The sequence below is a fragment of the Actinoplanes sp. NBRC 101535 genome (assembly GCF_030269225.1).
GTDB classification, from domain to species: Bacteria; Actinomycetota; Actinomycetes; order Mycobacteriales; family Micromonosporaceae; genus Actinoplanes; species Actinoplanes rectilineatus.
In genome coordinates, this window is sequence record NZ_BSSY01000001.1 from 180,516 (window position 1) to 192,548 (window position 12,033).

A 12,033-nucleotide genomic window follows, 5' to 3' on the forward strand; every position below is an offset into this window, starting at 1 on the left:
CGACGCCTGAGAACGCGACGCATGAAAGCGGCGGGGAAGACATGATCGCCCGCTGGACCCGCGCCGAGGTGATCAAACTGAGCACCCTGCCGTCGCTGCGCCTGACCGCCCTGCTCACCGTTGCCGCCACCCTGTTGCTGACCACCGCCGACGTGCCGGGGCCGGTGCTGGTGCACACCCAGGCCGGGTTCCTGGTCCTGGGGGCGCTGGCCGGCGCTCACGAGCATCAGGGCGGCCGGCAGATCGATGCGACCCTGCTGGCGATGCCGCGCCGAACGGTGCTGCCGGCGGCCCGGTCGGCGGCGCTCGCGGTGGTGACAGTGCCGGTGGCGCTGCTCGCCGCTACCGGTGACGGCCGGCCGGGTGCGTGGCTGTACCTGACCGCCACGACACTCACGGCGGCCGGCGTGGGCGCGCTGCTGCGCAATCCGGTGGCGGCGGTGGGCGCGCTGCTCACCGCGTACCACATCGGGTTTCCGATTCTGATCGCCCGCCTGCCCGCCGCCGGGGCGTGGAGCCCGGGCACCGCCCTGCTCGAACCGGGCCGGGGCGCCGCCGCGATGATCGCCGGGACGGTGCTGGCGCTGCTGGCCGCGACGGTGAGCCTGGCGCGGCGCGACGCCTAGAAGGTCACGAAAGGCTCAGGTCGCGACGGCTGCGGCCGATGTCGGCGTCGTGACCGATGTGACCGAGCCCGTGGACATCCGGCGGCTTGCGGAGCAGTTCAGCTCCCGGCACGGCTATCGGGTGCTGTGCGACGGGCCGCATCAGGTCCTGACCACCGAGCGGGTGCCCGCCCTGGCGGACGACGCGCAGACGGGCGCCGAGACACGCCCACGGGCGGCCTGAGGCCGCGGACGGCCCCACCTGAGGACGCGGACGGCCCCCACCCGAGGGCGGAGGCCGTCCGGAGCCGGAACCGTCAGCACTTCAGCCAGGTGACGTGGTAGACCGTCTCCAGGCTGCCGTCCGAGGAGTCCATGGTCAGGAAACTGACCGCGTTCTTCGACGAGTTGTTCTGGTTGACGCGCAACTCGGTGTTCACGTTGAGATAGCGCTTCTCGCCGCACGGTAGATAGGACGTCGAGGTGATGGCGACCCGGTCGCTGCGCTGCCAGGACTCCTCCATCCAGCCCTTGAAATCGTATTTGCTGACGGTGGTGTGCGGTTCGCCCTGGAAGTAGTAGAACGCCGTCTCGGAACCGGTCGCGCCGGCCTCCAGGCGTGCGAAACCGCGGTAGTCGGCGCCGGCGATCGCGTAGGTGAAACCTGACGGGACCTTGACGTCGAGGGCCATCTGACAGTTCTTGCGGAAGTCGGTGGGTTTGGCGCCGGGCCCCACCTGGGCGGTGAACTGGCTGTAGGTCACGGTGAACGCCTTGTTGTCCGGGGACACCGTCACCTCGGCGGTGCCTTTGGGGCAGCCCGAGCCGTTCGCCGCCACCACCGCGATGGTCATTTCGCCGGTGGGTGGTGGGTCGGACGGCCCGCCTGGGACCGGTGCTCCCAGCGTCGCGGCGAGTAGTGCCCCGGCGGTGATCGTGGTCAGCATCTTCTGCCTCCGGATTCGGTCGTGGGAAATGCGCCGTGAATCGCGCCGCTGGAAAACGTACGTTTCGCCGGTCGGGCGGCGCAGCGGATAGCGCGAGCGCAACGCCTCCCGGTGGTGGTCCGGGGCGGTTTATGACCGTCCGGGCGCATCGCGAACGGCCGTCCGGGCAGATATTCCGGAAATGCCGGACGGGTCGGTTCGATCAATGGTAGGCAGGGGCGCCGGTCGACATGCGGGCCCGCCGATGCGACGGTGGAGGGCATGACTGATTTCGATGTCGCGGAGGAGAACAAGGCGAAGTTCCTGGATGCCTTCGGCCGGTTCGCGGCCGGTGACACCAGCGTCCTCGTGGAGATCGTCCGGGAGGACTTCGTCTCGCACACCCCGGGCGCGCCTCCCGGACGGGACGCCTGGATCGAGTTCATCAAGGCGTCGCCGATCGCCACCGCCGAACTCGAACTGCTGCACGTGATCGCCGACGCCGAGTTCGTGGTCGCCCATTACCAACTGACCCCGCAGACCGGGCCGGCCGAGGTGGTCGTCGACATCTGGCGCTTCGAGGCCGGCCTCATCGTCGAACACTGGGATGTTTCGAGACCTCTTTAAAAGCCGGAAAAATGCCGGGGCGTTGCCGGAAGAATTCGGTCAACCCTACGGTCCTGATGACAAAACGGTCGTCATCAGGAGTGCGACATGAGAGTTCGACCCCTTCTGGCCGTGGCGCTGCTGATCGTGACGGGCCTGATCCCGGTGCCCGCGCGCGCCGCGCCGACGGCCACGACCTACACCAATCCGGTCAGTGCCGGGACCGTCGACACGTTCCCCGATCCGGCGGTGATCAAGGCCAAGGACGGTCTCTGGTACGCGTACGGCACCACCAACCCCATCCACCAGAGCGCGGGCGAGACCGGCGAGCACATCCTGCCGGTCCTGTCCTCCGCCGACCTGGTTCACTGGACCCACCGTGGTGACGTCTACGCCCTGGACGCGAAACCGTCCTGGTGGCCGGCCGGCACCCGGGCGTGGGCCCCGGACATCCGGTACATCGACGGGTCGTACCACCTGACGTACTCGCTCTCGGTCGGCGGTGTCGCCCTGCTCACCGGGCCGACGCCGCTCGGGCCGTGGACCGACCACGGGCTGATCGTGCCGTCGGCCGGCAGCGGCTGCCCGACCGGCAACATCGACCAGGCGCTGTTCACCGACACCGACGGCACCCACTACCTCTACTGGGGCAGCTACGACACGATCTGCGTGCAGCGGATGAACACCTCCGCCACCGCGCGGGTCGGCGAGATCGTCCAGGTCGGGCGGGGACGCCGGGCCGAGGGGTCGTTCGTGGTGCACCGGGACGGCTTCTACTACCTGTTCTTCTCGGACGCGGGCTGCTGCGACGGTGCGTTCAGCGGATACACCGTGAAGGTGGGCCGGTCCACCAGCCCGCTCGGCCCGTTCGTCACCCCGACCGGTGTCGACCTGATGGACCTGACCAGCAAGGACGGCATCGTCCTGACCGCGAACGGCGACCGCTGGATCGGGCCGGGTCACAACTCCGTCGCCACCGACCTGGCCGGCCAGGACTGGCTGGTCTACCACGCGATCTCCTCGGCCGACCCGGACTTCCCGCCGGTCACCGGCGCGAACGGGGCCACGCTGCGACTCACCAAGCGGCCCCTGATGATCGACCGGCTGGACTGGATCGACGGCTGGCCGGTGGTCCGCGCCGGGGCCGGGCCGTCGAACTCGCCGCAGGCCGCGCCGGTCACCGCGCCGGTGGTGAGCGTCTCCGGCGGGCCGGGTGCGTGGCCGGTGGTGGACGGCGCGCTGGTGGCGGAGGGTCCCGGGACGTCGTTGAGCCGCCGGACGGTCTCCGGGGACGTCCGGGTCGAGGCCGACCTGCGGGACGGTGCCGGGCTGGTGATCGCCTACCGGGACAGCGCCGACAACGTGACCGCGTGGCTGGACGAGAGCGCCGATCGCCTCGTGGTGGAAACGGCGGCTCACGGACGGCGTACCCGGAAAGAGGTAGATCTGCCTGATGGTTTCTCGCACCGGAACTGGCACACGGTCGCGGCGGAACGGCGCGGCCGGACCCTGACCGTCGAGGTCTCCGCGGACCGTCTGCGGGATGCGGTCGCCACGGTCACCGTCACCACAGCGCTGACCGATGGGCGTATCGGTGCCGCCGCCCGTGGGAAGGGCGCCGCTGCGGACAACATCAGCGCCGCCCCGCTCGCGGAACCGGTCACCCGCCGCGTTCCGGATCCGGAGATCGGGGCCCTTCTGCCCGGCTATTCCGACGAATTCGACGGCACCGCCGACCCGGCGTGGCAGTGGGTGCGCGGCGACGCCGCCACCGCGACGGTGCGCGGTGGCGCCCTGGTCTGGCCGACGCGGGCGGGCGAGTTGTATCTGGGCGACAACACCGCGCCGGTGCTGACCCGGCCCGCTCCCACCGGCGATTTCACCGTCGAGACGAAACTGACCTTCGACGGTACGCGGGGCAACCAGCAGGCCGGTCTGCTGCTCCATCAGAACGACGATCGCTATTTCAAACTCGTCCATTCGGTCCTGCCGCTGAGCGGGTCGAACGAGGTCTTGCACCAGACCGAGTTCGGCAAGGAGGGCGAACGGCCCACCTACAGCCCGCCGGTCGCGGTGGCGAACGCGCCGATGTTCGCCGGTCCGGCGCGGGCGACGACGTGGTTGCGGCTGCGCTACACCTTCGACGCGGTGCACGGCGAGGACGAGGTGCGGGCGGCCTCCAGCGTCGACGGGGTGACGTGGACGTGGGCCGGGGTGTGGACGCTGCCGCACACGGGTGACTACCGCATCGGGTTGATTTCGATGAATGCCACCGGGGCCACCGGAACGTTCGATTACGTTCGCAGTCACCAGATGTGACCGCGGTCGCGGGCCCGCCGGATGCCCGTCGTGAGTTCGGTCTCATCGGCGGCGTGATTTTCCCACGATCTGGCGGGCCGCGATCGAACACGGAGTGAACGGCGCCGATCCGAAAAGGAAAGATCATCGTGGCGGTCGCGGTGACGTGCCGTTTCGCGCACTCCCTGTGCCGGTAAGCGAAAGATCTTGCGATAGCGATCCCGGTCACTGATCCGACGGAGATTCGAAGGTTACGGCGAGTTCGCCGTAAGCTCTCCTCGACACAGTGCCGTACTCTAGAATTCCTATAAGTCTAGTGGGTATTATGTGGACACCCCTGACGACGGGAGACCGGGATGACGACCGTGCACGATCTGCGACGTGTCGATGATGAGGCGTTCCAACAGCTTCTCGACCGCAACGCCGTATGGCAGCGGATGGTGGCCGTCGGGGACCGGCTGCCGGATCTGCCGTTGCTCGAGGCGGACCTCGGGCCGATCCACCTCGACCGGCTGCTCGACACCGGGCCGGTGGTGCTGATGTTCGTCCGGTTCGCCGGGTCCGCCGACTGCGAGGCCGCGCTGCGCGCGTACCGGAAGAGCCTGCTGCCCGAACTGACCCGTCTCGACGCGCACCTGGTCGCGGTCAGCCCGCAGGCGCCGGCCCGGCTCGCCGCCGTCAAGCACCGCGAGGAGCTCGACTTCTTCGTCGCCTCCGACCCGCGGCACGTGCTGATCGACGCGCTCAACATCGGTTTCAGCAGCCCCGGGGCCGACCGCGTGCTCGGCACCCGCCGTTCGGTGCTGCCGTTCGCCTCGGTCGTGGTGGCCGACCGGGCGGGTGTGGTGCGGTTCGCGGACATCCGGGCCAACTGGTCCGATCCGGTGCCCGCCGCCGAGATCGTGCAGACGGTGGCATCGATGAGTTGACATTAGTTAACAATCCATACGACTCTTTGAGAGCGCTCTCCCCGCGCGCTCCTGAAGGGAGTCGTTCCCCATGTTCAAAAAAGCCACCCTTCTCCTGCTCACCCTGCTGAGCGGCCTGCTGGTCGCACCCACCCCCGCCCAAGCCGTCGGCCCGGCCCTGCTCCCGGTGACCCTCACCAACACCACCGGACGATCCGAAGCCGTCTACCTGTACGTCCTCGGCACCAACCTGAGCACCGGCCGCCTCGGCTACGTCAACGCCGCCGGCACGTTCACCGCCTGGACCGGCGGCTCGGTGCCCCCGTCGGCGGCACCCGACGTGTCCATCGCCGGCCCGGCCAACGGCCAGAGCAAGACCATCCAGGTACCGCGCGGCATCTCCGGACGGATCTACTTCTCCGTCGGCAAGAAGATCGACTTCTACCTGGTCACCGGCGGCGCCCTCGTGCAACCGGCACCCTGGGCCGCCGGCGACACCAACCGGGACACGCTCTTCGACTGGAGCGAATTCACCTACAACGACGCCGGGCTGTGGCTCAACAGCTCCCAGGTCGACATGGTGAGCATCCTGCACAAGGTCCAGGTGACCGGCGCCAACGGCGTCACCACCAGCACCGGCACCCCGGTCTCCGGCGGCCGGAACAACATCATCAACGGCATCAAGGCGCAGCCCGACTTCGCGGGCTCGGTCTACACCCGATCCTCGGACGGCCTGGTGCTGCGCGTCCTCGCCCCCGGCAAAGCCGGCATCAGCGGGACGTTCTTCGAGCCGTACATCACCAGCGCCTGGAACGCGTACGCGAGCAAGACCCTGACCGTGGTGCCGTTCGCCGACCAGCCCGCCGTCAAATACTTCGGGCGCACCAGCGGCAGCGTCATGACGTTCACGAACACGTCCGGCGCCACCGTCGCCAGCTTCACCAAGCCGTCGGTCGCCAACGTGTGGAACTGCGACGGCAACCTGTTCGCCCCCAACGACCTGGTGGTCGGGCCGATCGCACGGACCCTCTGCGCGGCGCTCAACCGCACGACGCTCGGGACCATCGACACCCAGCCGAGCACGAACGCCGCCCAGTTCTACACCGCCACACCCACCAACCAGTACGCCAAGCTCGCCCACCAGAACCACGTGGACGGTCGCGCCTACGCCTTCGCGTTCGACGACGTCGGCGGATTCGAATCACTGGTCTCCAGCAACGACCCGCGCGCCGCCGGAATCACGCTGAGCCCGCTCTGAGCCGATTGGTTTCCCCGGCTCTTTCGGCGAGCATCGCGCAGAACAGTTCGCCCTGCTCGATCGCGTCGTCAAGCGCCACATGAGTGTGCCGTGCCGCGCCGAACCACCGGCGCGGCATGGCCCTTTTCACGGTCGCCCGGTAATCGGTGCCGAGAAGCGCCATCGCGTACGTCTTGAGATCGAGTGCCGAATGCGCGAACGGACTCGAACCCGCGAACCGGATCAGGTACCAGTAGACGAACATGAAGTCGAACGCCGCCGGATAGCCGACGAAGACCGGCCTGCCCGGAAGCTCCTCCAACCACGAGCGATAGCGGACCATCACCGATTCCGGGTGCTCGGTGTCCGCGCGGCAGGCCGCCCACGCCTCCGGCTGGGTCTCCCACCAGGCCATCGTGTCCGGGTGCCCAGCCGCGTCCGGCAGCGTCTCCAGGTTCGCCGAGAAGGTGGCGGCGAGCCTGCCGTCGGCGGTGAACGCGGCGGACCCGAAACTCAGCATCGAGTGCGGCCCGGGAATCGGGCCGTCGGTCTCGACGTCGGTGCTCACGTAGATCTCCGGTCGCCCCATGCCGCGAATCCTAAGGGGCACCGGTTCGTCCCACGCCGCTATCGGCCGACCGCGTCGGTGGAGGAGGCCACGGTGGATCGCCGCGACATCGCCGGGGAGCAGGGCGTTTCTCCTGCGCTTTTCTCGGGGTACGCGCACAGCACGGTCCCGCCGTAAACCGGTGGCAGGCCGGCCGTTCGGCGAGCTACTGTCCTCGGCATGTCTCTCGTGCACGGTCTGCAGCTGCCCTCAGTGGTGGCTCCCGTGTGCGTGCTCAGCCTTCGCAACGGCGCTGATACCCGAGTCTGACCCTTCCCCGCCAGCAGCAGAACCCAGGGGAAGGGTGGCTGCTCCGTGCGCGGTTCTGGCGCGTCCCGTCTGGCAGCGGAACGCGTTCCGTCCATGCCTCGCATCCAGTGAGGGTGATCAATAATGGCCAAGAGCCAGTTCGTACGCAACAAGCCGCACGTCAACATCGGCACGATGGGGCACGTCGACCACGGGAAGACGACCCTGACCGCCGCGATCACCAAGGTCCTCGCCGACCGGGACCCGGCCTCCAACCGGTATGTCGCGTTCGAGGGGATCGACCGGGCGCCGGAGGAGGCGGCCCGCGGCATCACCATCACCATCGCGCACGTGGAGTACGAGACGGCGGCGCGGCACTACGCGCACGTCGACATGCCCGGCCACGCCGACTACGTGAAGAACATGATCACTGGGGCGGCGCAGGTGGACGGGGCGATCCTCGTCGTGTCGGCGCAGGACGGGTCGATGCCGCAGACACGGGAGCACGTCCTGTTGGCGCAGCGGGTCGGCGTACCCCATCTGGTCGTCGCCTTGAACAAGAGCGACATGGTGGACGACCCGGAGCTGCTCGACCTGGTCGAGTTGGAGGTTCGTGAGCTGCTGAGCGAGTACGGGTTCCCGGGCGACGAGGTGCCGGTGGTGCGGGTGTCCGCGCTGAAGGCGATCGAGGGTGACCCGCGCTGGGTGGGTTCGATCGTGGCGTTGCTCGACGCGGTCGACGACTACGTGCCGGTTCCGCCGCGGGAGTTGGCGGAGCCGTTCCTGATGCCGATCGAGAACGTGTTGTCGATCAGCGGGCGGGGGACCGTGGTCACCGGCAAGGTGGAGCGCGGCGAACTGCGTGCCGGTGAGGCCGTGGAGGTGGTCGGTCTGGGGCCGACGATCGCCAGTGTGGCCACCGGTCTGGAGACGTTCGGCCGGGTCCTCGAGTCGGCGCAGGCGGGGGACAACGCCGCCGTGCTGCTGCGCGGGATCAAGCGTGAGCAGGTGCAGCGTGGCCAGGTGCTCGCGGCGCCGGGTTCGGTGCGCCCGCACCGGGTCTTCCGGGCCCGGATGTACGCGTTGACGAAGGAGGAGGGCGGACGGCACACCCCGTTCGCGGCGGACTACCGGCCGCAGTTCTACTTCCACACCACCGACGTGTCCGGTGGCATGGACCTCGGCGACCGTGACCTGGTCATGCCGGGGGACACCCTGGAGGAGGTCACGGTGACCCTGGGGAAGGAGATCGCCCTGGAGGCCGGTCTCGGCTTCGCGGTCCGGGAGGGCAACCGGACGGTGGCCGCCGGGACGGTGACCGCGGTCCTGGACTGATCACCTGAGGGGCCTGGCGTGACGCGTCAGGCCCCTCAGTGATCGACAAACCCTGTTCATGAGTATCGAAATGGTGAATCTCCCTTCGCATAGGCACAAATCCGGCGGGGTATCGGAGTGGCATCCGACGAAAGGAGACCCTCATGATCACGAACGAGCAGGTGGGAGCCCTCTACGGAAGCGACGTCTACGACCGGGACGGCGATCGGATCGGTGAGATCGGCGCGGTCTGGGGCGACGCCACCGGTACGCCGACCTGGGCGAGCGTCCGCACCGGACTGTTCGGACTGGGCGAGTCGCTCTTCCCCCTGCGGGGCGCGGACCTGCGGGCCGGGCGGGTGACGGTGCCCTACGAGAAACGCCAGGTCAAGGACGCTCCGAACGTCGACGCCGACCACGACGAGCCACTGGAGGAAGACGAGGTGGAGCGCCTGTACGCGCACTACGGACTCAACAGCGGCACCGCCGGGCGTACCGACCACGACTGGGATCACGTCAACCGCGCCGACGACGCCATGACCCGCTCCGAGGAACGGCTGGAGGTCGGCACCGAACGGGAGGCGGTCGGCCGGGCCCGGCTGCGCAAATACGTGACCACCGAACAGCAGCAGGTCCGGGTGCCGGTGGCCCGGGAGGAGGTGCGGCTCGAACGTGAGCCGATCACCGCGGCCAACCGGGACCGGGCGTACTCCGGACCGGAACTCTCCGAGAGCGAACACGAGGTGACCCTGCACGCCGAACGCCCGGTCGTCGACCGGGAGACCGTGCCGGTCGAGAGGGTCCGCCTCGGCACCGAGACCGTCACCGACGAACGCACCGTCGACGGCGAGATCCGCAAGGAACACATCGAGGCCGACATCCCCGGCGACCGCCGGGGCCGGCACGCCGTCGACTGACCCCCGACCCGACCGCCCCCGGCCGTCACAGCCGGGGGCGACCCACGTCAGCGCAGGTCCGGGACGTCGACGACGATCAGTTCGGTGTCGCCGGCACGGCCCGGTCACACGGGCCGGCGAGCACCGGTACTGGCTGGACTCGCCGGACGGTGTGCCGGTCAGGTGACCGGCCGGAAGCGGCGCAGGCGCAGGCTGTTGGCGACCACGAAGACCGAGCTGAAGGCCATCGCCGCGCCCGCGATCATCGGGTTGAGCAGGCCCGCGGCGGCCAGGGGCAGGGCGGCCACGTTGTACGCGAACGCCCAGAACAGGTTGCCCTTGATCACTCGTAGGGTGCTGCGGGAGAGGCGGATCGCGTCCACCGCGGCGGTCAGGTCGCCGCGGACCAGTGTCAGGTCGGACGCCTCGATGGCCACGTCGGTGCCGGTGCCCATGGCCAGGCCCAGGTCGGCCTGGGCGAGGGCGGCCGCGTCGTTCACGCCGTCGCCGGCCATCGCCACGACCCTGCCCTCGGACTGGAGGCGCCGGACGACGGCCACCTTGTCGGCCGGCAGCACCTCGGCGATCACGTCGTCGATGCCCACGTCGGCGGCGACCGCGCGGGCGACCGTCTCGTTGTCGCCGGTCAGTAGTACCGGGTGCAGGCCGAGGCGTTTGAGGCCGGTGACGGCGTCACGGCTGGACGGTTTGACCGTGTCGGCGACGGCCAGCACACCCCGGGCCGCGCCGTCCCAGCCGGCGACGACCGCCGTCTGACCGGCCGCTTCGGCGTCGGCTACGGCCTTCTCGACCTCGGCCGGGATGGCGAGGTCTTCGCGCCGCAGCAGGGCGATCCGTCCCACGAGGACGGCCCGGTCGCCGACTCTTCCGCGTACCCCGAGGCCTTCGATGTTCTGGAAATCGGTCACCGGGGACTTGTCGGCATCAGAGAGCGCGACGGCGATGGGATGTTCCGAGCCGGCTTCGACCGAGGCGACCAGGGTGACCAGTTCGTCACGGGAGACGCCCGGGGCGGGGACGACGGCGGCGAGCGACATCGTGCCGGTGGTGACCGTGCCGGTCTTGTCCAGGACGATCGTGTCGATGCGCCGGGTCGATTCCAGCGCCTCCGGGCCCTTGATCAGGATGCCGAGCTGGGCGCCCCGGCCGGTACCGACCAGCAGGGCGGTCGGGGTGGCCAGGCCCAGGGCGCACGGGCAGGCGATGATCAGGACGGCGACCGCCGCGGTGAACGCCGTCGTCCAGCCGGCACCGGCGCCGAACCACCAGCCCAGGGTGGCCACGGCCAGGGCGATCACGATCGGGACGAAGACGCCGGAGATCCGGTCGGCGAGCCGCTGCACCTCGGCCTTGCCGGCCTGGGCGTCCTCGACGAGGCGGGCCATCTGCGACAGCTGGGTGTCGGCGCCGATCCGGGTGGCCCGGACGATCAGCCGGCCGCCGGCGTTGACGGTGCCGCCGGTGACGTCGCCGCCGGGGCCGACCTCCACCGGCACGCTCTCGCCGGTGAGTAGTGATCGGTCGATCGCCGAGGAACCCTCGTCGACGACGCCGTCGGTGGCGATCTTCTCGCCGGGGCGGACCACGAACCGGTCGCCGACCGCGAGCTGTTCGACCGGGATCCGGACCTCGGTGCCGTTGCTGAGCACCGCCACGTCCTTGGCGCCCAGTTCGAGCAGGGCGCGCAGCGCGTCACCGGCCCGCCGCTTGGAACGGGCCTCGAACCAGCGCCCGGTCAGCAGGAACATCGTCACGCCGGCGGCGGTCTCCAGGTAGATGTTGCCGGTGCCGTCACCGCGTTCGATGGTGAGGCGGAACGCGTGGGTCATGCCGGGTTCGCCGGCCGTGCCGAGGAACAGCGCCCACAGGGACCAGCCGAACGCGGCGATCGTGCCCAGCGAGATGAGGGTGTCCATGGTCGCGGCGCCGTGCCGCAGGTTGATCGCGGCGGCCCGGTGGAAGGGCCACCCGCCGTAGACGACGACCGGCGCGGCCAGTACCAGGGACGCCCACTGCCAGTAGGTGAACTGCCAGGACGGGACCATGGCGAGAGCGATCACGGGTACGGTCAGCGCGATCGTGACGAGTAGCCGGGTGAGCAACGGGTCGGATCGTTCCGGCGGCTCGGGCGTGTCGGCGACGGGGAGCGCGGCGGTGTAGCCGGTCTTCTCCACCGTCGCGATCAGGTCGGCGGCGGTGATCGCCCCGTCGACCGTGACGGTGGCCTTCTCGGTGGCGTAGTTGACCGACGCGGTCACGCCGTCCATCCGGTTGAGCTTCTTCTCGATCCGGGACGCGCAGGAGGCGCAGGTCATCCCGCCGATCGCCAGTTCGATCCGCTGGGGGGCGAATTGCAGGGCCATCGC

At 69.6% G+C, this 12,033-nt stretch carries 11 protein-coding genes; 8 read left to right on the plus strand and 3 right to left on the minus strand.

The window, feature by feature from the left end; translation table 11 throughout:
• Positions 1-41 precede the first annotated feature (41 nt).
• Both QSK32_RS00805 and QSK32_RS00810 read left to right on the plus strand, forming a co-directional pair.
• Positions 42-626: a hypothetical protein gene (locus QSK32_RS00805; RefSeq protein WP_052721006.1), complete on the plus strand. Its 585-nt coding sequence runs from the start codon at positions 42-44 to the stop codon at positions 624-626.
• Positions 627-684: 58 nt separating this feature from the next.
• Complete coding sequence (locus tag QSK32_RS00810; protein WP_285470942.1) at positions 685-849, plus strand: hypothetical protein; 165 nt, start codon at positions 685-687, stop codon at positions 847-849.
• A 73-nt stretch (positions 850-922) separates the two neighbouring features.
• Here QSK32_RS00810 and QSK32_RS00815 read toward each other — a convergent pair whose 3' ends face one another.
• On the minus strand, positions 923-1,552 hold the full coding sequence (locus tag QSK32_RS00815; RefSeq protein WP_045746257.1) for a DUF4360 domain-containing protein: 630 nt from the start codon (positions 1,550-1,552) through the stop codon (positions 923-925).
• 261 nt (positions 1,553-1,813) lie between these two features.
• Between QSK32_RS00815 and QSK32_RS00820 the strand changes: the two genes are divergently transcribed.
• The 4 genes from QSK32_RS00820 (at position 1,814) to QSK32_RS00835 (ending at position 6,601) form a co-directional block, all read left to right on the plus strand.
• Entirely contained in the window at positions 1,814-2,158 is a 345-nt protein-coding gene (locus QSK32_RS00820) for a nuclear transport factor 2 family protein (RefSeq protein WP_052721007.1), read from the plus strand.
• Positions 2,159-2,245: 87 nt separating this feature from the next.
• Positions 2,246-4,456 (plus strand): glycoside hydrolase family 43 protein, encoded by a 2,211-nt coding sequence (locus QSK32_RS00825; RefSeq protein ID WP_285470943.1) that lies wholly within the window; start codon positions 2,246-2,248, stop codon positions 4,454-4,456.
• Positions 4,457-4,791: 335 nt separating this feature from the next.
• Positions 4,792-5,364, plus strand: coding sequence for a redoxin domain-containing protein (locus QSK32_RS00830; protein ID WP_045746259.1), 573 nt, complete (start codon positions 4,792-4,794; stop codon positions 5,362-5,364).
• Positions 5,365-5,434: 70 nt separating this feature from the next.
• Positions 5,435-6,601 carry a beta-1,3-glucanase family protein gene (locus QSK32_RS00835; protein ID WP_285470944.1) on the plus strand — a complete coding sequence of 389 codons (1,167 nt, stop codon included), beginning with the start codon at positions 5,435-5,437 and terminating at the stop codon, positions 6,599-6,601.
• Here the strand turns inward: QSK32_RS00835 and QSK32_RS00840 are convergent.
• Positions 6,582-7,169, minus strand: a complete 588-nt coding sequence (locus QSK32_RS00840; protein ID WP_285470945.1) for a 3'-5' exoribonuclease domain-containing protein — start codon at positions 7,167-7,169, stop codon at positions 6,582-6,584. The two genes, QSK32_RS00835 and QSK32_RS00840, sit on opposite strands and share 20 nt — an antisense overlap.
• A gap of 411 nt (positions 7,170-7,580) precedes the next feature.
• On the opposite strand from QSK32_RS00840, the gene tuf reads away from it, so the two are divergent.
• Both tuf and QSK32_RS00850 read left to right on the plus strand, forming a co-directional pair.
• Positions 7,581-8,771 carry an elongation factor Tu gene (gene tuf / locus QSK32_RS00845; RefSeq protein ID WP_285470946.1) on the plus strand — a complete coding sequence of 397 codons (1,191 nt, stop codon included), beginning with the start codon at positions 7,581-7,583 and terminating at the stop codon, positions 8,769-8,771.
• A 143-nt stretch (positions 8,772-8,914) separates the two neighbouring features.
• Positions 8,915-9,667 carry a DUF2382 domain-containing protein gene (locus tag QSK32_RS00850; protein ID WP_045746263.1) on the plus strand — a complete coding sequence of 251 codons (753 nt, stop codon included), beginning with the start codon at positions 8,915-8,917 and terminating at the stop codon, positions 9,665-9,667.
• Between the two features lie 158 nt (positions 9,668-9,825).
• Here QSK32_RS00850 and QSK32_RS00855 read toward each other — a convergent pair whose 3' ends face one another.
• Entirely contained in the window at positions 9,826-12,030 is a 2,205-nt protein-coding gene (locus QSK32_RS00855) for a heavy metal translocating P-type ATPase (protein ID WP_285470947.1), read from the minus strand.
• Positions 12,031-12,033 lie beyond the last annotated feature (3 nt).

Bases quoted from the DNA above. Each gene is read 5' to 3' on its own strand.
- QSK32_RS00805 (WP_052721006.1), top strand. From the start codon at position 42: ATGATCGCCCGCTGGACCCGCGCCGAGGTGATCAAACTGAGCACCCTG.
- QSK32_RS00815 (WP_045746257.1), bottom strand. From the start codon at position 1,552: ATGCTGACCACGATCACCGCCGGGGCACTACTCGCCGCGACGCTGGGA.
- QSK32_RS00820 (WP_052721007.1), top strand. From the start codon at position 1,814: ATGACTGATTTCGATGTCGCGGAGGAGAACAAGGCGAAGTTCCTGGAT.
- QSK32_RS00825 (WP_285470943.1), top strand. From the start codon at position 2,246: ATGAGAGTTCGACCCCTTCTGGCCGTGGCGCTGCTGATCGTGACGGGC.
- QSK32_RS00830 (WP_045746259.1), top strand. From the start codon at position 4,792: ATGACGACCGTGCACGATCTGCGACGTGTCGATGATGAGGCGTTCCAA.
- QSK32_RS00835 (WP_285470944.1), top strand. From the start codon at position 5,435: ATGTTCAAAAAAGCCACCCTTCTCCTGCTCACCCTGCTGAGCGGCCTG.
- QSK32_RS00840 (WP_285470945.1), bottom strand. From the start codon at position 7,169: ATGGGGCGACCGGAGATCTACGTGAGCACCGACGTCGAGACCGACGGC.
- tuf (WP_285470946.1), top strand. From the start codon at position 7,581: ATGGCCAAGAGCCAGTTCGTACGCAACAAGCCGCACGTCAACATCGGC.
- QSK32_RS00850 (WP_045746263.1), top strand. From the start codon at position 8,915: ATGATCACGAACGAGCAGGTGGGAGCCCTCTACGGAAGCGACGTCTAC.
- QSK32_RS00855 (WP_285470947.1), bottom strand. From the start codon at position 12,030: ATGGCCCTGCAATTCGCCCCCCAGCGGATCGAACTGGCGATCGGCGGG.